The organism is Actinoplanes couchii, from assembly GCF_016862075.1.
In the GTDB taxonomy this organism is placed as follows: domain Bacteria; phylum Actinomycetota; class Actinomycetes; order Mycobacteriales; family Micromonosporaceae; genus Actinoplanes; species Actinoplanes couchii.
The window spans coordinates 54,345-74,156 of the sequence record NZ_BOMG01000080.1 but is presented as its reverse complement, the minus strand read 5'-3'; the positions used below and the strand labels follow the sequence as shown (position 1 = coordinate 74,156).

The following is a 19,812-nucleotide window of genomic DNA, read 5'->3' as shown; positions in this document are numbered from 1 at the left end:
AGCCGGATGGTCACCGGCGGCCCCGCTGACTTGGATGGAGGACGTGCAGAAACGAGTGGGAGGTGCCGCGATGACGCTGGAACGGATCGGTCTGCCCGGAGTCGGCGTGTCACACCTGCTCACCACCCGTGACGGGGAGCGGCTGGGCATCGTGGCCCGGCCCGACGGCGGGCGCGACATCGCCATCTACGACCCGGCCGAGCCGGACCGGGTGGCTCTCTCGGTCATGCTCGGCCCGGACGAGGCGCACCTGGTCGCCGACGTGCTGCACGCGACGGTGACGCTCGACCACGTCGCCGGCCCCGCCCAGCCCGCGAGTGGTCTGCAGGCGGTCCGGATCCGGGTTCCGGCCGGTTCCGCGTTCACCGACCGGCCGCTCGCGACACCCCACGGCACCGAGGTCGTCGCCGTGATCCGCGGAGTCCGGGTGCTCCCCCACCCGGACCCCACACTCAAGCTTCTGCCCGGCGACATACTGATCGCCATCGGCAGCTCGGCTGCTCTGGCCCGGCTGCACGACCTGCTGGCGGCGCCGTGCTGATCCTGCTCGGTGCGCACCTGGTCGCGGCAGTGCTGGCGCCGGCACTGGTCCGTGTCCTCGGCCCGCGCGCGTTCTACCTGCTGGCGACCGTGCCGCTGGCCGTCTTCGGCTGGGCGGTCACCAACGTCGGCGGGCCGCCCCGGGAGTGGATCCACCCCTGGGTGCCGGACCTGGGCCTCGCCTTGGCACTGCGGGTCGACACCCTGTCGTGGCTGCTGGTTTCCCTGGTCGGCGGGGTCGGCGCCCTGGTCCTGGTCTACTGCGCGCGTTACTTCTCGGCCGACGACCCTGGCCTGGGCCGGTTCGCGGCGGTGTTCACCGGTTTCGCCGGCGCGATGCTGGGCCTGATCGTCAGTGACGACCTTCTCCTGATGTATGTGTTCTGGGAACTGACCACGGTCTTCTCCTACCTGCTGATCGGCCACAACGGCACGGCCCGCCCGGGTCGCCGGGCCGCGTTGCAGGCGCTCATCGTCACCACCGCGGGCGGCCTGGCGATGCTGGTCGGCATCGTCATCCTCGGTCAGCACGCGGGCAGTTACCGCTGGTCGGAGATGTCCACCGCGCTGCCCGGCGGCACTGCGCTGGTGGTCGCCGTGGTGCTGATCCTGGCCGGGGCGCTGTCCAAATCGGCGATCTTCCCGGTCAGCTTCTGGCTGCCGGCCGCGATGGCGGCGCCGACTCCGGTCAGCGCCTACCTGCACGCCGCCGCGATGGTCAAGGCGGGCGTGTTCCTGGTGGCCAAGCTCGCTCCGGCGGTCGTGGCGGCCGGTGGCACCGCAGCCGTGACCTGGCAGGCCCTGTCCGTCGGACTGGGCCTGGTCACCATGCTCGTCGGCGGCTGGGCCGCGCTGTTCCAGCAGGACCTCAAACTGCTCCTGGCGTACGGCACGGTCAGTCAACTGGGTCTGCTGACGGCGGTGCTCGGGTTCGGTTCGCCGGAGATGGCTCTCGCCGGGGTGGCGATGGTCCTCGGGCACGCGTTGTTCAAAGCCGCCCTGTTCCTGATCGTCGGGGTCGTCGACAAGACCACCGGCACCCGTGACCTGCGGCAGCTCAACGGGCTGGGGCGACGTGCCCCGGTGCTGCTGGCGGCGTCCGTGCTGGCGGCGGCGTCGATGGCCGGGCTGCCTCCGGCGATCGGTTTCGTCGGCAAGGAAGCGGTGTTCGCCGCGCTGCTCGACTCCGGGACCACCGGGTGGATCGTGCTCGCCGGGGTGCTGGCCGGGTCGGTGCTGACGGTGGCCTATACGACCCGGTTCCTGTGGGGTGCCTTCGCGTCCAAGGGCGGTGAGCAGACCGAGCCCGCACCGGCCGGGTCGCTGCTGGTGGCCCCGGTGGTGCTGGCCGTCGCCGGGATCGGGGCCGGTGTGGGTGCCGGGTTCGTCGACGAGCTGCTCTCGCCGTACACCAGCGGCTTCGCAAACGGCCCGAGCACCGACCACCTGGCGCTGTGGCACGGACTCGGTGTGCCGCTGCTGTTGTCGGTTCTGGTGCTGGCCGGAGGCCTGGCACTGTTCCGGCTGATGCCGGCCGGCAAGGCCGGGCCGAAACCCGGCGGCGGTGTCTACGAACGGATCATGACCGGGATGGACCGGCTCGCCGTGGAGGTGACCGGTGCGACGCAGCGGGGTTCGCTGCCGTTCTACCTGGCGACGATCCTGCTGGTGCTGATCGCGACGGCGGGTCCGGCGATGATCGCGGGCTGGCCGTCCGGTTCGCAGTTCCGGCTCTGGGACACGCCGTTGCATCTGCTTCCGGTGGCCGTGTCGGTGGTGGCCGCGGTGTTCGCGGTGCCGGCCCGGCGGCGGCTGACCGCGGTGATCCTGGTCGGTATCACCGGCTACGCGAACGCCGGGATCTTCCTGCTGCACGGCGCTCCCGACCTGGCGCTGACCCAGTTCCTGGTGGAGACGGTCACGCTGGTCATGGTGGTGCTGGTGCTGCGGCGGCTGCCGAGTCACTTCTCGCAGCGGCCGGGTTCGTGGCGGCGCCGGGTCCGGGTCGGGATCGGGATGGCGGTCGGCACGGTGATGGCCGGCGTCGGCTATCTGGCGGTGTCGGCGCGGCAGGCGATCCCGGTGTCGATCGACTATCCGGAGCTGGCCGTGACCTACGGCGGCGGGCACAACATCGTCAACGTGATCCTCGTCGACATCCGCGCCTGGGACACGATGGGTGAGATCGCCGTGCTGGTCGCGGTCGCGACCGGGGTGGCCAGCCTGATCTTCCGGCACGCCGGTGAGCTGCACCGGCGCGGCCCGGTCGGCACCCCGACGGATCCGCCCGCGGGCGAGCCGGTGTGGTTGATGGCCGGGCACACCATGGAGGCCGGGCGCCGCTCGACCATGCTGGAGGTGGTCACCCGGCTGCTGTTCCACGCCATCGTGCTGCTCTCGGTGTACCTGCTGTTCACCGGGCACGACACGCCCGGCGGCGGATTCACCGGCGGACTCGTCGCGGGTCTGGCGCTGACCGTGCGCTACCTGGCCGGCGGCCGGTTCGAGCTGGCCGCGGCGGCCCCGGTCGACGCCGGCGCGGTGCTCGGCGCGGGCCTGCTGCTGGCGGTCGGCACCGGTGTGGGCGCGCTGGTCCTGGGTGGTGAGGTGCTGCAGAGCGCGATCATCGACCTGCACATCCCGCTGCTCGGCCATCTGCACCTGGTGACGTCGGCGCTGTTCGACATCGGCGTCTACCTCATCGTCATCGGCCTGGTCTTGGACGTGCTGCGCAGCCTCGGCGCCGAGATCGACAGGCACGCCCAGCCCACCGCCCCGGCCCACGAGAAACGGCCTCAGGAGGAACTCGTATGAGACCGAGCATCGTGCTGTTGATCGCGGTCGGCGTGCTGTTCGCCGCCGGGACGACCCTGCTGCTGGAACGGACGCTGACCCGGGTGCTGCTCGGGGTGATGCTGCTCGGCAACGGCGCCAACCTGCTGGTTCTGGCATCCGCCGAGCCGGGCGCGCCGCCGATCGTCGGAACCGCCGACACCGCCGAGATGACCGATCCGCTGCCGCAGGCGATGATCCTGACCGCCATCGTGATCACGCTCGGGATGACGGCGTTCCTGCTGGCGGTGGCCTATCGCAGCTGGCGTCTGTCCGGCCACGACGAGGTGCAGGACGACGCCGAGGACCGCCGCGTGCGCGAGCTGGCCGAGCGTGACGAGGGCTCGGACGCCGAGGAACTCGACGCGGACGAGCTGGACAACGAGACGCTGGAGGAGACGCGCCGATGACCTGGCTCGTGCCTCTGCCGGTGATGATGCCGCTGCTCGGAGCGGCCGCCACCCTGTTGATGTTCCGCCGCCCCCGGGTGCAGCGGGTGATCAGCGTGAGCGTGCTGACCGCGACCCTCGCGGTGTCGGCGCTGCTGCTGGTGCTCTCCGCCGACGGTCCGCTGGTCGTAGCGGTCGGTGGCTGGCCCGTACCACTGGGAATCGTGCTCGTCGCCGACCAGCTCGCCACCCTGATGCTGGTGGTGTCGGCCGCGGTGACCCTGTGTGTGCTGCTCTACTCGATCGGGCAGGGCGACGCCGACGGTGACGAGGAACATCCGCTGTCGGTGTTCCACCCGACCTACCTGATCATGACCGCCGGCGTGACGAATGCGTTCCTGTCCGGCGACCTGTTCAACCTGTACGTCGGGTTCGAGATCCTGCTGGCGGCCAGCTATGTGCTGATCACTCTCGGCGGGACCGAGACCCGCATCCGCGCCGGTACGACGTACGTCGTGGTCAGTCTGCTGTCGTCGGTCATCTTCCTGAGCGGTATCGGTCTGGTCTACGCCTCGACCGGCACCCTGAACATGGCCCAGCTCGTCGAGCGCCTGGACGCGCTGCCGGACGGCACCCGGATGGTGCTGCAGGGCATGCTGCTGCTGGCGTTCGGCATCAAGGCGGCGATCTTCCCGCTGTCGGCGTGGCTGCCGGACAGCTATCCGACCGCGCCGGCCCCGGTCACGGCGGTGTTCGCGGGCCTGCTCACCAAGGTCGGGGTGTACGCGATCATCCGTACCGAAACGCTGCTGTTCCCCGGCGGCCGTGTCGGTGACCTGCTGATGGTGGCGGCCCTGTCCACCATGCTGGTCGGCATCCTCGGCGCGGTGGCGCAGTCCGACATCAAACGGTTGCTGTCGTTCACACTGGTCAGCCATATCGGCTTCCTGCTCTTCGGGGTCGGCCTGGCGTCCCGGGCCGGGATCGCGGCGGCCGTCTTCTACACGCTGCACCACATCGTCGTGCAGACCACGTTGTTCCTGGTGACGGGCCTGATCGAACGCCGGGGCGGGAGCACCGCGCTGGATCGGCTCGGCGGTCTGGCCCGGACGGCGCCGGTGCTGGCGGTGCTGTTCTTCCTGCCGGCGCTGAATCTGGCCGGGATCCCACCGTTCTCCGGGTTCCTGGGCAAACTCGGCCTGATCCAGGCCGGGGTCGCCGACGGCAGTGTGCTGTCCTGGCTGCTGGTGGCCGGGTCGGCGATCACCAGCCTGCTCACGCTGTACGCGCTGGCCCGGGTGTGGAACCTGGCGTTCTGGCGCAGCCCGGCGGACACCCCGTCGGCGGCGCCGCTGAAGTCGCCCAAGTTGATGATCAGCCCGACCGCGGCGCTGGTCATCGCGGGGACGGCGCTCACGCTCGCGGCCGGCCCGCTGTATTCACTGTCCGAGAGTGTCGCCGGGGATCTACTCGCCCGGACGCCGTACGTAGAGGCGGTGCTGCCGTGATCGCCCGCGCCCGGGACAGGTTCCTCGCCCTCATCGCCCTGACCGTGACCTGGATGCTGCTGTGGGGTGTCTTCTCCTGGCTCACCCTGGCCGGTGGGCTGCTGGTGTCGGCGCTGGTGCTGGCGGTGTTCCCGCTGCCGCAGGTGACGTTCGCCGGGCGGTTGCGGCCGGCCGGGCTCCTGCGGTTCGCGATCCGGTTCATGACCGACCTGGTGGTGGCGAGCGCCCAGCTGGCGTGGACGGCGGTCGGCTCCCGCCGGGTGCCGCGCAGCGCGGTCCTCGCCGTTCGGCTGGCCGTCCGCTCCGACCTCAACATGACCCTGTGTGCGGAGGCGGTGTCCCTGGTCCCCGGCAGTCTGATCGTGGACACGGACCGGGCTGCCGGGATCCTCTACATCCACGTCTTCGACGTCGACGGTGACGACGACATCGAGAGGTTCCGGCAGGACGTGCGCGACATCGAGGAGCGCATCATCCGGGCGGTCGGCTCGGACACCGAGATCGCCCTCCTGACCCGCCTCGCCCCCGGCCGGCCGGCACGGCCCCTCGACCATCACGAGCAGTCTCCACGCGACCACGCCCTGGACCGTCACGAGCGGCCTCCGGGCGACCACGCCCTCGGCCATCACGAGCAACCTCCGGGCAACCACGCCCTCGGCCATCACGAGCAATCTCCGGGCAATCACGTCCCGGGCCATCATGAGCAGCCTCCGGGCAATCACGTCCGAGGCCATCACGAGCAGCCTCCGAGCGACCACGTCCCGGCCGGACTGGACGAAAGGGAATCCCGATGATCGTCATCGCCGTGATCGCGGCGGTGTTCCTGGCCGCCGCCGCCGGGATGGCCCTGGTCCGCATCATCCGCGGCCCGTCCACGCTGGACCGCATCGTCGGCACCGACGTGCTGCTGGCCATCACGGTCTGTGCGATCGCCACCGAAGCCGCCTACAGTCGCGACGCCACCGGCCTGCCGATCCTGCTGGGCCTGTCCCTCCTCGGCGCCGTGGGTTCCATCGCGGTGGCCCGCTTCGCCGACCCGGCAGCCCGCCGAGCCGGCGACCCCGCCGACTCGGTGTTCGCCCCCACCGCAGCCCTCACCCCGGCCGGAACTCCGGGCCAGGCGACGGATCCCGCCCAGGCGACAGCCTCGAGATCGGCGCCGGACCCGGCCTCGGGCACAGGCTCAGGCTCAGGAACGGGCTCAGGAACGGGAACGGGCTTGGGATCGGGATCGGCGACGGTTTCCGCCGCTCGCTGGAACAGCGGCGCCGCGAATAGCCACCGCGATGAGGTGGCGGCGAGGTCCGACGCTCCGAAGCCGGTTGTCGTCGACTCCGGTCTGGGTGACGCGACCGCGCCGGATCCGGGCCGATCACACGCTCCCGAGCCGGGTGCCACCCCGGTCTCGGACCCGGACGGGACAGCCGGGAAGCCCGCACCGGACCGCCGCGACGACTCCGCGAACGGAGACCGCCCGTGAACGTCACCGCGATACTGGACGCCGTCGCCGGGATCTGCCTGATCGGCGGCGCACTGCTCAGCCTGGCCGCAGGTGTCGGGCTGCTGCGTTTCCCCGATCTGCTCTCCCGGATGCACGCGGCCACCAAGACCCAGGTCCTCGGCCTGCTGCTGATCCTGGCCGGCACCGCGATCCGCCTCGGCACCGTCGTGGACATCACGACGCTGGTCCTGGTCGGGGTGTTCCAGCTGGTAACCGCCCCGGTGGCCGCGCACATGGTGGGCCGGACCGCCTACCGGGCCGGCCTGTTCCGCCGCGACCTGCTGATCACCGACGAACTGGCCGCCTCCCGCCACTCCCCCGACGAAGCCGACAAGCCTTCATAGCCTCGAACGCGGGCGGTCACCGCCCGCCCCGGAAAGCTGCCATCCGCGTGTCACGTCAGCCCGGCCACCGCTGTCCGCTGGTCGACGCCACTGGCTGTGGATCGGGCGCTGTTAGCCGTGTGTCACGGCGGCCATGGGCTCGGCGGCCATCAACGCTCCGCATTCGGCGGCCGGGAGCGGCTTGGCCATGAAGTAGCCCTGTCCGTATCGGTAGCCCAGATCCCGGAGCCGTTCCAGCTGGGCTCGGCTCTCGATGCCTTCGGCGACCGACTTCAGCTGCAGGAACTCCACGAGCTGGGCGACGGCCGCGGCCACCGCGAGGCGTCCCCGGTCGGTGCCGTCGGCGATGCCGTCGACGAACGACTTGTCCAGTTTCAATACGTCGACCGGAAAGGCCCGGAGCAGGCTGAGCGAGGACTGACCGGTGCCGAAGTCGTCGAGGGCCAGCCGCACCCCCATCTCGTGCAGCAGTCCCAGGGTCTCCGCCACCTGCGGCCCGTCGACCACCGACGACTCGGTGACCTCGAGGATCAGGTTCCGCGGTCGCAGCCCGGTGTCGCTGAGGACGGCGGCGACCGTGTCGACGAAGCCCGGATCCTTCAACTGCCGGACCGCCACGTTCACGTTGACCGCCTCGATGGTGTCGGCACCGTGTTCGGCCCGCCAGCGGGTCAGTTGCTCGCACGACTCCCGCAGGACCCAGGCGCCCAGGGGAACGATCAGGCCGCTGCGCTCGGCGACCGGGATGAAGTCGATCGGGGGTACGAAGCCACGCACCGGGTGCTGCCACTGCACCAGGGCCTCGCATCCGTGCATCCGGCCGGTGACCAGGTCGTACACCGGCTGGTAGAGCAGTCGCAGTTGGCCGCCGAGGATGGCGTCGTGCAGTTCGGAGGCCACCCGGGCGTACTCGGTCATGTCGTGCCGCATCCGCGGTTCGAACCGTACCCAGGAGGCCTTTCCGGATTCCTTCGCCGCGTACATGGCGATGTCGGCGTTGCGCAGCACCTCGTCGGCGGTCTCGCCGGGTGCGGAGATCGCGATGCCGACGCTGGCGTTCAGCAGGAACTGCTGGTCACCGGCGGTCACGGGCCGGCCGATGGTGGCCTGGAAGCGGGCGGCGGCGGTCTCCGCCCCGGCCGCGTCGTCGATCGGCAGGAGCACGGCGAACTCGTCTCCGCCGAGCCGGGCCACCGACTCGCACCGGCCGATGCTCTGCTGGAGGCGCTGGGCGACCTGGTCGAGGAGTTGATCGGCGGCGGCCGGCCCGATCGTATCGTTGATCATCTTGAAGTCGTCGATGTCCAGCAGCAGGACGGTGGCGATGTGGCCGGCCTCGACACGTTCGGTGAGGGCGATGATGAACCCGGTCCGGTTCGGCAGACCGGTGAGGTTGTCGTTGAGGGCGAGTCGTTCGAGTTCGGCCTGCTGGCGGCGGATCCCGCTGAGGCTGAGCAGTTGCCGGACGACCACGATCGCGGCGATCAGCACCGCCCCGACGATCACCGCGCGGCCTCGGAGGTCGAGGTCGCGAGCGGACACCATGATGACCAGGACCGCGGTGACCGCGATGGCGAGGAATTGCAGCGGGTCGGCGAAGGTCCAGGCCGGGCGGCGAGCGGGAGGTCCGTCCAGAGCATTTCCCTGCCGGTACGCCGCCGCGCAGATCCCGAGCCCGACGAGCGGGTAGCCCACCACCGACAGCAGCAGCATGCCCGTCTCGGTGCCGCCGAGGAACAGCACCACCGCGACCAGCCCGGCCAGTGGGCAGACAGCGAGAATGCCCAGCGCGATCGGGTCGACGCGCCCTTCGGGGCTGATGGCGGCCTTGCCGAAGATGACCAGTGCCAGCAGGCAGCCGATGCCGACCACACCCGCGGCGGACCGGGTGACCAGTGAGGTTCCGTCGGGGATCGAGTTCAGCACCACGTAACCGAAGAACACCATCCCGGCCACGGTCACCGCCGTGCCGTCGAGCAGTAGCCGGGCCCAGTCGAGGCGGGTGCGCGGGGTCAGTGGGACGTTCCGGAACGCGATCATCGCCAGGTTGAGACTGGCCAGGGTGGGGATGGCCTCGTACAGGGGCATGCCGGTGTCCCCGCGGGCACCGCGGACCATGGCGGCCAGGGTGCTGAGCACCAGGACGGCCGCCGATGCCGACCACAGCATCCAGAAACCGCGAACCGGGCGGACCGCCGCGGCGAGGCGGCTCACCCGGTAGCAGGCCGCGGCCGCGCACACCGTGGTGACGGTGCCGCCGAGGTTGCCGAGGACGTGGTCTCCGGCATCACGCACAGCGAGCCAGCCGAGCGCGCCGGCGAGAGCGAGCAGAGCGAGGATCAGTGGTACGACGAGGGCGCGGTCAGGCCGTGGCCCCGCGGTCACCTCGGATCCACTCATCGGCCTCGGCTCCTCGCCCGCGCATCTGCTCCCGGCAGATCCGATCGGCCGATCCTCGCCTCGTCTGAGGCCCCATGGCCCGATTCGTCACCTCATGTTCGGGGCGCGACGCCGAGGGACTCGGCCGGGTTCGCCCGGTGGGGTCGCCGCCGATCCGCTGGCGGGACAGCCTCTGTCACCGCGGTGTTTTCGGCCGGTTTGCGCGCCCGATACGGCCTTCCCGGTGAGTCCACAATCGAACGATAGTACGACTTGATCATGAGAGTCATGATCGACTAGCGTCTTCCTGTGTGATTTCTGTGCGCATTGCCACCGCCGTACTCGCCGGCGTTTCCCTGTTCGGTCTGACCGCTTGCGGCGACGAGAAAGCCACCACCGGTGGCACCGAGGCCGCGGCTCCCGTCGCGTCCGCTGACGCCCCGAAGGCCGAGGCCACCACCCCCGCTGCCGCCGCCGCTCCTGAGGACAAGGTCGTCTGCGAGGAGGCCAACAAGGCGGGTGAGTCCTTCTCGAAGGCCTTCATCGCACTGGCCAAGACCACCGGCGGCGAGGTCGCGCCGGCCGATGCCAAGCTGATGATGGCCGATTTCGCCAAGGGCCTGACCGAGGCGGCCGGGACCTCCACCACCGAGGTCGGCAAGAACGTGCTGATCATCGCGGCGGAGACGACCAAGGCCACCGAGGCCGCGGACCCGGCTTCGGCCATCGACTCCCCGGAGTCGGGCAAGGCGAGCAAGGCGCTCAACGCGGCCTGCAAGTCGGCCGGCGTCAAGACCAACTTCTGATCGTCCGACCGGTGACGTCCCGGCGCCTGTCCGCGCCGGGACGTCATGCCGTTGTCAGGACTCCGCGAACAGCGGGGTGCTCAGGTAACGCTCGCCGGTGTCGGGCAGGATGACGACGATGGTCCGGCCCACGTTCTCGGCCCGCCAGGCCAGTTCCCGCGCGGCGTGCAGGGCGGCGCCGCTGGAGACCCCGGCCAGGATGCCCTCGGTGCGGGCCAGCTGCCGCCCGGCTTCCCGGGCCTGGTCGACGGTCACCCGCACGACCTCGTCGTAAATGGTCGGGTCGAGCACCTCCGGCACGAACCCGGCGCCGATGCCCTGGATCCCGTGCGGTCCCGACGGGCCACCGGACAGCACCGGCGACTCGTCCGGCTCGACCGCGTAGACCTGCAGCTCGGGACGCTTCTCCTTGAGGATCTGACCGACTCCGGTCAGGGTGCCGCCGGTACCGACCCCGCCGACGAACAGGTCCAGCCGCCCGTCGGTGTCGTTCCAGATCTCCAGCGCGGTCGTACGCCGGTGCATGTCCGGGTTGGCCGGGTTGTCGAACTGCATCGGCAGCCAGGCACGCTGCTCCTCGGCGATCTCCAGGGCCCGGTTGACGGCGCCCCTCATGCCTTCGGCAGCGGGGGTCAACACCAGTTTCGCGCCGTACGCCAGCAGCAGCGCCCGCCGCTCCGCGCTCATGCTGTCCGGCATCGTGAGGGTCAGGCTGTACCCCCGGGCAGCTGCCACCAGCGCCAGGCCGATGCCGGTGTTCCCGCTGGTCGCCTCCACGATCGAGGATCCGGGGCGCAGCTCCTCAGTGGCCTCCGCGGCCTCGATCATCGCCAGGGCGATCCGGTCCTTGACACTGCCGCCGGGGTTGGCGGACTCGAGTTTGGCGATCAGTTTGGCCGGCAGACCGGGTTCGAAACGGGTCAGCCGCACCATCGGGGTCCGGCCGATCAGCTCGGTGACGTCGTTGTAAATCATGTCCTCGCTCCTGGGTTGGCGCCGGCGATCGTGGTGTAGTTCGGTCTATCAGAGAGTGGTGAGGAGTCTTTGCGCAGATCCGCCGCCGGATCCGGGCGTGAATGCGGATCCGCCGCCGGATCCGGGCGTGAATCAGGTACGGCTTCGGCGGCCGGCGCCCGCAACCGGGCGCCCGCGGGAACGTCGGAGAGGACGAGAGCGAGCGCCCCGATCTCCGCGTCGTCCCCGATCCGCACCGGGCCGAGCACGGTGGCGCCGACCCCGAGCACCACACGATCTCCCACCTCCGGGTGACGGCGGCTGCCCTTGGCGTCCCGTTGCCAGCCACGGCCGCCGAGTGTGACCTGGTGGTACATGGTGACGTCGTCGCCGATGCGCGCCGTCTCCCCGACGACCACGCCCGCCCCGTGGTCGATGAAGAGCCGTCTGCCGATCACCGCGCCGGGATGGATCTCGATCCCGGTGAACAACCTCATCAGCTGGGAGACGAGGCGGGGCAGGAACGGAATGCGGGCGCGGTGCAGCAGGTGGGCCGTCCGGTGGCCCCAGAGCGCCCACAGTCCGGGATAGAGCAGCACTTCGGCCACCCGGATCCCGTACAGGGCGGGGTCGCGCCGGCAGTAGGCGCGGATGTCTTCCAGCACGGGTCTTTCCTCAGGTGGTGAGCGGGCGGAGGCGGGAACGGCGCCGGCCCCGGCCGGGGCAACCGTGACACACCGGGTCCGGGACGGTGGAGGCAGGCCGGGAGATGTCCGGAGTCCGGGCCGGGCTCAGGCGGGCCGGCTGGGACAGCGCTCGTCGAAGACCCGTCGCACGTGCGGGCCCGCCATCGGCACGGCGAACCGGTAACCGGCCGACCGCCGCAGGGTGTCCCGCTCACTCATGACGGCCAGGCTAACCGATCACGGCAGGGCTGTTCAGGGGCTGAAGGGCCCGGCCCACCGGCCCGAACCGACGGGACCTCCGACCCTGTTCACGACGTCGTTCCCCGTCGTAACGTCCGCTCGTGGACACCGAACGCGGTGCCCACGGCCGGATCGAGGTGAACCCGTGACCACCACACCCGTACGCCGGCGCAGGATCCGGCAGTTCGTCCCGCCGCAGCACGGGGCCTGGGCGATGCTGCTGCTGCCCTACCTGGCCGGGTTGATCACGTTCGGGTTCGCCTGGCCGGACCTTCCGCTGCTCGGGGCCTGGCTGTGCGGATACCTGCTGTCCTACTACGTGCTCCAGGCGATCAAGACCCGCCGCTTGGCACGTTTCCGCGTTCAGATCCAGCTCTATGCGCCCCTGACGGTGGCCCTGTCCCTACCGGTGATCGCGGCCCGGCCGGCGCTGCTGTGGTTCGCACCGGCCTATGCCGCGCTGCTCGGAGTCAATGCCTGGTTCGCCTGGCGTCGCCACGAGCGTGCTCTGCTCAACGACCTCGCCTCGGTGCTGCAGAGCTGTCTCATGGTCCCGGTCGTCGCGGTGGTCGCCGCCACCGAGCCGCGCTGGGAGCCGTTCCTGATCGTGTTGCTGTACTTCACCGGCACGGTGCTCTACGTGAAGACGATGATCCGGGAACGCGGCAGCGTCACCTACCGGCGCGCGTCGGTGCTCTACCACGTGGCCGCCCTCGTCACGGCGGCGATGTTCGGAGTGCTCGCCGCGGCGGTGTTCGGGCTCCTGCTGGTCCGGGCGTGGGTGCTGCCCGGCCGGCCTCTGACGCCCCAGCAGGTCGGCTTCGTGGAGATCGGCGCGAGTGTGCTGATCCTGGTCGCGGCGGCGACTGTTCCTTGACGATGGAGCAACGAGGACCAGCCGAACAGCGGGGAAGGCCTCAGCCGAGGAGGGCCCGGACCCCGTTCATGTAGAGCTGGCGGTCGACGTTGCCGAGCAGGACCCGCTGGAGGATGTAACCCTGCACCAGGCCGAAGAAAGCGGCGCCGATGCCGGCCGGGTCGGCGTCGGGCGGGAGCTGGCCGGTGGCCTGGGCCCGTTCGGCGGTCCGGACGGCCCGGCCCCGGACCCGGCCGTAGATCTCCGCGACCAGGGCCCCCACCTCAGGGTCGTGGACGGCCTCACCCCACACCTGAACGGCGATCAGCACCGGGCCGCCGTTGTCGACCGCGGCGTCGACGACCTCCAGGACCTGCTCCAGCATGACGGGGATCGGCGGCATCGGCTCGGTTTCCAGCAGCTGGTCGAGGACGTCGGTGACCGCGGAGATCTTCTCACCGGCGATGGCGGTGATCAGCTCGTTCTTGCTCTTGAAGTAGCGGTAGAAGGCTCCGACCGACAGGCCCGCCTCCTTGATCACGTCCTGCATCGACGTCTGATGGAAGCCGTTGCGGGCGAAACACCGTGCCGCGGCGTCGAGGATCTGCTGGCGGCGGGCGGCAAGATGGGCTTCGGAGACGCGTGGCACGACCAAACCTTAATCACTGGGGTACGGCCGGGAAGAGCACCGTGCCCACCCCGCGGGTGTCAGGGCCTCTTCTTCGTGCCGAGCACCCGCATCATCGGGCGCTCCAGCCAGTAGTACATCGGGAACGAGATCAGCAGAGTGACGATCATGGTGCCGGCGAGGAAGAACCCGGCACCGCCGACCAGCGGCTGCGCACCGAACCAGAAGCTCTCCTGGCCCAGGTGCCGGATCACGTCGACCGCGGCCGTCATGACCAGGAAGTGCATGAGGTAGAAGGCGTAGGAGACCTCGCCGAGGACCACGACCGGCTGCCACCGCCAGGGTGACCACTGGCCGTCGACGTCGGCCTTGGCGGCGGCGGCGATGAGGGCGGCGAACACCAGCGGCACCACGACACTGACGTCGGCCCAGCTGTGCGCGACATAGGTGACGACGGCCAGAGCGGTGCTCGGCCAGAGCCCGGGGCCGGCCCAGCTCCCGCGCAGGACCAGCACGCCGACGATGACACCGACCAGGAACTCGTGGTAGCGGGTCGGCGGGAAGAAACCGAAGTGGGCCGCGGCCTCGGCGGGGAGCAGGTTGGCGGCGGCGGTGTTCCCCAGCAGGGCGAGGACCGGGACGACGGCCAGCCACGTGTACAGCCGCTCGGTGGTGAGACGCTGCAGCCGGGGCAGCACGTAGGGCAGCGAGACGTAGAAGAACGCCTCGCAGCAGAGCGTCCAGGCGACCAGATTGATCGCGTTCGGGAATCCGGCGCCCAGGAACCAGCTGTTGACCAGCAGGACGTTACCCAGCAGGGGCCAGCCGCTGACGACCCCGCCGGTGAGAACGATGATGACGAGCGCACAGAGCAGGGAGAACGCGTAGTTGGGGTAGATCTTGGCGAAGCGGCGCCGGAGGAAGGCGCGGGTGGTGTCGTTCGGCCGGAAACTCCAGACCAGCACGAAGCCGCTCAGCACGAAGAAGAAGCTGACGCCGATGCCACCGTGGTGCACGGCCCGGAAGAACGGCACCAGGGCGGCGTTCTGGGCGGGGTTGACGATTCCCAGGTGATATCCCCACACCATGAAGGCCGCCAGCCAGCGGAGCCCGGTGAGCGACGGGAGCCGTACGAGTCCCGGCGAGGCCGGGGCGCTCGTCGATGGCGCCGGAGCCGAACTCGTGATCGTGGGGCTCAGCGACATTCTCGGCAACTTCCTGACGGTTCCTTCACGACAGCGCGGACGCCCTGCCGGCGGCCCAGAGCGTGCCCGGTGATCAATGCTTTCGGCCCCTTCTCCGGCAGGGGTGGCATGAACTGAGGATAAGAATTGATCACTATACATAGGACGTGTGAGCGGCCCGGCCGATCGGTGCCGAGTTCTTCATCGGCCGCTCTCCAGCAGGACGCCGCCCTCGATGCCGGTCACCGATAATGCGAGGGCGGAGCGCAGCCTGACGATGCCGTCGGGCGGGACCGGGCGTGAGTAGAGATAGCCCTGCCCGTACCGGTAGCCGAGGCCCTGGAGCAACTCGGCCTGCTCCACGGTCTCGATGCCCTCGGCGACCGTCGCGAACTCCAGCGCCGACGCCATCTGGCTGACCGCGGTGGCGACCGCCGCCTGACGGCTCACCGTGTTGATCGACTCGACGAACGAGCGGTCCAGCTTGAGGGAGTTGACCGGGCAGGTCAGCAGCAGTCCCAGCGACGACGCGGCGGTCCCGAAGTCGTCGAGGGCGAGCCGCACGCCCAGGTCACGCAGGGCTTCCATGGTGGCGTGGGACTGTTCGTCGTCGAGGACCGCGGTCTCGGTGACCTCGATGACGAGCAGCCCGGCCGGCAGCCCGGCGGCGGCGAGCGCGTCGGCCACGTCGGTGACCAGATCGGGGTCACGCAGCTGCCGGCCGGCGACGTTGACGCCGACGTACAGCGGAACGGTGTCCGGCGATGCCGCCCGCCACGCCGCGGCCTGGCGGCAGGACTCCTGCAGGGCCCAGCGGCCGATGGCGACGATCTGGCCGGTGCGTTCGGCGATCGGGATGAACTCGATCGGTGAGACCAGCCCACGCTCCGGATGGTTCCACCGGATCAGCGCCTCCACCCCGCTGATCTCCCCATCGGCGAGCCGGACGATCGGCTGGTAGACCAGTACGAACTGGTTCTCCTCGATGGCCTGGTCCAGCTCGCGGATGAGGACGGCCTCGGCGGAGATCCGGGATCCCATCTCGTCGGTGTAGGTGACCCACATGCCCTTGCCGCGGCGTTTCGCCTCGTACATCGCGATGTCGGCGGTGCTGAGCAGGGTCGACGGGTCGTCACCGGGACGCGCCACGGTCATGCCGACGCTGGCGCGGGTGACGACGGTGTGCTGGAGCAGCACGATCGGCTCGGCGAGGCGGTTCAGCATGTTCTGCACGATGAGGCCGGCGTCGTCGGCGGTGGTCCGGGGCAGCAGCACCGCGAACTCGTCGCCGCCGAGACGGGCGACCACGTCGGTCTCGCGCAGCGAACCGCGCAGCCGGGACGCGACCGTGACGAGAAGCGCGTCACCGGCGGCATGCCCCATCGTGTCGTTGACCGTCTTGAAATCGTCCAGGTCGATCAGGAGCAGCGTGGACTCGGCGTCGAGCAGGCGCACCGTCTCGGCGCTGAAGTGGGTCCGGTTGGCCAGCCCGGTCAGGCCGTCGAACAGGGCCTGATCCCGCAGCTCACCGAGCGCGACGTCGAGCCTGCCGATCAAATTCATGTTGTCGTGGAAGGCGACCAGCTGACGGCCGGCGACCAGGCAGGTGATCACCACGACGCCGATGGTCGCGCCGACGAGCTGGGACGATGCGGCCATCGGCAGCATCATGAAGAACACCGCGAACGTCACCATGATCATGCCGTACGGCAGCAGGCTGTAGGGGCGGCGCTTGGCGACGGAGCTCGGGTCGCCGACACGCAGCACGATGATCTGGATCCACGGGCCGCAGGCGATCAGCAGGCTGGGCAGGAGCCGGATCGCGTAGACGTACGGGTGATCGAGGGTTTGGAACGGGCCGGGCAGGAACGTGCTGACCCCCTGGACCATCGCCGCGCAGACCATCGGCCAAGCCGCCATCCGGGCCATCGGCGGGTCCTTGATCAGGGCGACCTTGGTCGCGCTGAACGTCGCGACCAGCACCAGCGCCGCGGTGAGAGCGGCGGTGAGCCGGTCGGTGTGCGAGCCGCCGACCGGGTTGACCGCGAAGCACCAGGCGACCACGCCTCCGCCGACCAGCACGGTGGCGGCGTCGAGCCAGAAGATGAACCGCTCCCGCGCGGTCCGCAGACCCTGCGGGAAGATCAGGCAGGCGATGACGTTGCTGCTCATCCCCACGGCGAAGCAGATTGTCTGGACCAGGCCACCGTTCAGCGACGGCTCGGTCGGGAAGATCAGGTTCGAGAGGCTGTGGTACGCGTCGCCGACGGTGAACGCGGCACCGGCGAAAGCGATCATCGACCAGAACCGGCGATAGCGCGCGGGTGCCAGGGTCCGCAGCCGCCACCCGCCGACCGCCAGCGCCGCGTCGAGGGGCACCTGGAACAACCAGAAGGTCTTGACCTGCAGATCAGGCTGCCCGGAGAACACGAAGAACAGCACGAATCCGATAAAGGTGAGCCCGATCAGACCACGGAGCACCGGATCACGGCGCAGGTGATCCACTGGCCGTCCGGCTGGCTGCATGCCGCTCAAACCCGTGTCCTCTCGCCCGGTGATCGCCGTAGTGATCGGGTGGCGCCGACACGATCCGAGGATTAGCCGCCGGGAAACAAGGGTGCGCCGCGACACCGGGACCGCCCGCCTCTGCTGGTGGGCAGCCCCGGCCCGGGTCAGGGGCGCATCTCGTAGGCGCCGGCCAGTGCCAGGACCTGCTGCCAGACGGCCTCGTCGCGGGCCTCGTCGGCGACCGGGCGGCGGATGTGCGCCAGCGCCCATGCCGCCTGCTCCTCCGAGGTGGCGATCTTGCCGTGCAGCTCGGTGGCGTACGCGGAGAAGTCCCGCACCAGGATCGCGAAGATCTCGTCGAGCAGGTGGTCGCCCACGCCGCCCTTCTCGAGGATCAACTGGCCGTAGACGATCAGGGCGAACAGGTGCCCGATCGCCAGCAGGAAGTCCAGATCCTTCTGCTGTTCCCCGGTCGGCGCGTGCCGGCGCAGCAGCTCGCAGAAGCCGTCGGCCTGTTCCCGGAAACGGGCGACGTTCGGCAGCGAGGCGTGCTGGTCGTAAGCGGTCCGCCAGTCGTGGAACCGGATGGCGCCGAGCCCACGGGCCGGTCCCTGCCGGAAGAGGAACTCGTCGTCGGCGGCGTCGTGCCGGGTGGGCACGGGCTCGTAGGAAGCCGGATCGAAGAGGTAGTTGGGCATGAACTTCAGGATCAGCGCCAGATTGACGTGGACGGTCCCCTCCAGCTTCGGCAGGCCACGGATGTCCATGGCCGCCTTGTCGAAGTAGGTGTCCGCCTCGAAGCCCTTGGCCGCGATCACGTCCCACATCAGGTCGACGACCTTCTCGCCCTCGGTGGTGACCTTCATCTTCGTCATCGGGTTGAACAGCAGATAGCGGCGGTCGTCGGGCCCGGCGCTGCGGAAATAGTCGACGGCCCGGTCACTGAAGAGCTTCATGGCGACCAGCCGGACGTACGCGTCGGTCAGCTCGCGGCGCACGTGCGGGAAGGCGGTGACCGGTTTGCCGTAGAGGATCCGCTGGTGAGCGTGGGTGACCGCCTCGTACATGGCGTGCTCGCAGATGCCGATCGCGGCCGTGCACAGGTTGAACTTGCCGACGTTGACGGTGTTCAGCGCGGCGTCGAACGCGGCCTTGCCGGTGTGCAGGACGTCCTGTTCCCGCACCGGATAGTCGGTCAGCTCGAAGGTGCTGACGTACATCTGCTTGTTCACGACGTTCTTGATCAGGTGGTAGTTCTCGTGCCGGCTGTCGGCGGCGAAGAACACGTAACCGTCGGGGCCCTCGACGTCCGAGCGCCGGCCGAAGATCGACACCAGGCCCGCGACGTTGCCGTTGCCGATGTAGTACTTGGTGCCGCTCGCGGTGAAACCACCGTCCCCGGACGGAGTGAGGATCATGTCGGTGGCGTAGATGTCCGCGCCGTGACCGCGTTCGGACAGCGCGAAGGCCATCACGTGCCCGTCGTCGAGCAGCTCGGCGGCCCGCCGGCGCTGCTCCTGGTTGGCGCTCTGCCACACCGGGCCGAGACCGAGCACCGTGACCTGCCACGTGTACCAGTAGTCCAGGCCGTAGAACCCGAGGATCTCGCTGAGCGCGGCGTTCCGGGCGGTGTCCCAGCGCTTGTCGCCGGCGCCGTCCCCGGCGGGCGTCAGGAATGTCGCGAACAGGCCCTCCTTGGCGGAGAAATCGAGGAAGTCCTGATACCACGTACGATCGATGTAGCTCTTGACCAGGGTTTTCTTGCCCCTCTCCTCGAAGAACCGGACGAGCGCGAGCAGCAGCCGGCGACTCTCCGGATCGAGGTGCGCGGGGTCGTAGGTGGTGGGGTTGAAGAGCACGGTTCGGTCCTTTCTACAGTGCCCGGAGGGTGTCGAGGACGTCGTCGAGCCAGTCGAGCAGCATCCGCTCGTAGGCGATCCCGCCGCGCAGGACCACGTGCTGGAGACGTTGCCCGGCGTCGAGTGTCATCGGATCAGGAAAATCCCTTTTCTCACCATTGAGGTACGTGGTCAGCAGCGTCTCGTGGTCGGCCCGGTAACGCTCGACCTCGGCCAGCAGCTCAGCGCGCCCCGTGTCGTCGGTGAACGCCGCGCCCCGGATCTTGACGGCCAGCTCGTGCCGGACGGCTTCCGGCGCAACCGGAGCCCGCAACCACTCGACGAGGGTGTCCCGGCCGGATCCGGTGACGGTGAAGCTGCGTTTGTCGGGGCGGCCGTCCTGCCCGACCTCCTCGCCGGTCACCCAGCCGTCGGTCTCCATCCGCTTGAGCACGCGATAGATCTGCTGGTGAGTGGCGGTCCAGAACCGGCCGATCGACCGCTCGAACCGGCGCGCCAGCTCGTAACCCGAGCCGGGCCGTTCCAGCAGGGAGACGAGGATCGCGTGTTCCAGGGCCATCCCCAAATCTTGCTATGCAACGAGTTGCATAGCAAGCGA

Annotated in this window: 17 protein-coding genes; 9 read left to right on the top strand and 8 right to left on the bottom strand. The window is 69.8% G+C overall.

All coding sequences use genetic code 11. The annotated features are described in order from the left end of the window. The first annotated feature begins 70 nt into the window (after positions 1-70). From Aco03nite_RS32055 to mnhG, 7 genes are read left to right on the top strand one after another with little or no spacing between them, the layout of a single operon-like run. A complete protein-coding gene (locus Aco03nite_RS32055) occupies positions 71-541 on the top strand; it encodes a cation:proton antiporter regulatory subunit (protein ID WP_203801553.1) in 471 nt (156 codons plus the stop codon). Beyond that, entirely contained in the window at positions 535-3,354 is a 2,820-nt protein-coding gene (locus Aco03nite_RS32050; protein WP_203801550.1) for a Na+/H+ antiporter subunit A, read from the top strand. The genes Aco03nite_RS32055 and Aco03nite_RS32050 overlap by 7 nt, the downstream gene beginning before the upstream one ends. Then, positions 3,351-3,782, top strand: coding sequence for a Na(+)/H(+) antiporter subunit C (locus Aco03nite_RS32045; RefSeq protein WP_203801548.1), 432 nt, complete (start codon positions 3,351-3,353; stop codon positions 3,780-3,782). Before Aco03nite_RS32050 ends, Aco03nite_RS32045 begins: the two co-directional genes overlap by 4 nt. Further along, positions 3,779-5,269, top strand: coding sequence for a Na+/H+ antiporter subunit D (locus tag Aco03nite_RS32040; RefSeq protein ID WP_203801546.1), 1,491 nt, complete (start codon positions 3,779-3,781; stop codon positions 5,267-5,269). The genes Aco03nite_RS32045 and Aco03nite_RS32040 overlap by 4 nt, the downstream gene beginning before the upstream one ends. Beyond that, on the top strand, positions 5,266-6,063 hold the full coding sequence (locus tag Aco03nite_RS32035; protein ID WP_203801544.1) for a Na+/H+ antiporter subunit E: 798 nt from the start codon (positions 5,266-5,268) through the stop codon (positions 6,061-6,063). The genes Aco03nite_RS32040 and Aco03nite_RS32035 overlap by 4 nt, the downstream gene beginning before the upstream one ends. Then, positions 6,060-6,749, top strand: coding sequence for an MrpF/PhaF family protein (locus Aco03nite_RS54570; RefSeq protein WP_203801542.1), 690 nt, complete (start codon positions 6,060-6,062; stop codon positions 6,747-6,749). The genes Aco03nite_RS32035 and Aco03nite_RS54570 overlap by 4 nt, the downstream gene beginning before the upstream one ends. Beyond that, positions 6,746-7,114 (top strand): monovalent cation/H(+) antiporter subunit G, encoded by a 369-nt coding sequence (mnhG, locus tag Aco03nite_RS32025; RefSeq protein ID WP_203801540.1) that lies wholly within the window; start codon positions 6,746-6,748, stop codon positions 7,112-7,114. The genes Aco03nite_RS54570 and mnhG overlap by 4 nt, the downstream gene beginning before the upstream one ends. 111 nt (positions 7,115-7,225) lie before the next feature. Here mnhG and Aco03nite_RS32020 read toward each other — a convergent pair whose 3' ends face one another. Beyond that, a complete protein-coding gene (locus tag Aco03nite_RS32020; protein ID WP_203801537.1) occupies positions 7,226-9,514 on the bottom strand; it encodes a putative bifunctional diguanylate cyclase/phosphodiesterase in 2,289 nt (762 codons plus the stop codon). A gap of 290 nt (positions 9,515-9,804) precedes the next feature. Here Aco03nite_RS32020 and Aco03nite_RS32015 point away from each other — a divergent pair, with 290 nt between their 5' ends. After that, positions 9,805-10,299 (top strand): hypothetical protein, encoded by a 495-nt coding sequence (locus Aco03nite_RS32015; RefSeq protein ID WP_203801535.1) that lies wholly within the window; start codon positions 9,805-9,807, stop codon positions 10,297-10,299. Between the two features lie 54 nt (positions 10,300-10,353). On the opposite strand, the gene cysK is transcribed toward Aco03nite_RS32015, so the two are convergent. Continuing rightward, positions 10,354-11,274, bottom strand: coding sequence for a cysteine synthase A (cysK, locus tag Aco03nite_RS32010; RefSeq protein WP_203801533.1), 921 nt, complete (start codon positions 11,272-11,274; stop codon positions 10,354-10,356). Continuing rightward, positions 11,271-11,918, bottom strand: coding sequence for a serine O-acetyltransferase EpsC (epsC, locus tag Aco03nite_RS32005; protein WP_203801531.1), 648 nt, complete (start codon positions 11,916-11,918; stop codon positions 11,271-11,273). Before epsC ends, cysK begins: the two co-directional genes overlap by 4 nt. A gap of 406 nt (positions 11,919-12,324) precedes the next feature. On the opposite strand from epsC, the gene Aco03nite_RS32000 reads away from it, so the two are divergent. Further along, positions 12,325-13,056: a YwiC-like family protein gene (locus Aco03nite_RS32000; RefSeq protein ID WP_239145615.1), complete on the top strand. Its 732-nt coding sequence runs from the start codon at positions 12,325-12,327 to the stop codon at positions 13,054-13,056. 40 nt (positions 13,057-13,096) lie between these two features. On the opposite strand, the gene Aco03nite_RS54245 is transcribed toward Aco03nite_RS32000, so the two are convergent. The 5 genes from Aco03nite_RS54245 to Aco03nite_RS31975 form a co-directional block, all read right to left on the bottom strand. Continuing rightward, positions 13,097-13,684 (bottom strand): TetR/AcrR family transcriptional regulator, encoded by a 588-nt coding sequence (locus Aco03nite_RS54245; RefSeq protein ID WP_203801526.1) that lies wholly within the window; start codon positions 13,682-13,684, stop codon positions 13,097-13,099. Between the two features lie 59 nt (positions 13,685-13,743). Continuing rightward, a complete protein-coding gene (locus Aco03nite_RS31990) occupies positions 13,744-14,868 on the bottom strand; it encodes an acyltransferase family protein (RefSeq protein WP_203801524.1) in 1,125 nt (374 codons plus the stop codon). Positions 14,869-15,048: 180 nt separating this feature from the next. Continuing rightward, entirely contained in the window at positions 15,049-17,352 is a 2,304-nt protein-coding gene (locus tag Aco03nite_RS31985; RefSeq protein ID WP_203801522.1) for a putative bifunctional diguanylate cyclase/phosphodiesterase, read from the bottom strand. Between the two features lie 167 nt (positions 17,353-17,519). Continuing rightward, the gene (locus tag Aco03nite_RS31980; protein ID WP_203801520.1) at positions 17,520-19,214 is read right to left on the bottom strand and encodes an acyl-CoA dehydrogenase family protein; all 1,695 of its coding nucleotides are present in this window, start codon (positions 19,212-19,214) and stop codon (positions 17,520-17,522) included. 13 nt (positions 19,215-19,227) lie between these two features. Further along, on the bottom strand, positions 19,228-19,773 hold the full coding sequence (locus tag Aco03nite_RS31975; protein WP_203801519.1) for a PadR family transcriptional regulator: 546 nt from the start codon (positions 19,771-19,773) through the stop codon (positions 19,228-19,230). Between the last annotated feature and the right edge of the window lie 39 nt (positions 19,774-19,812).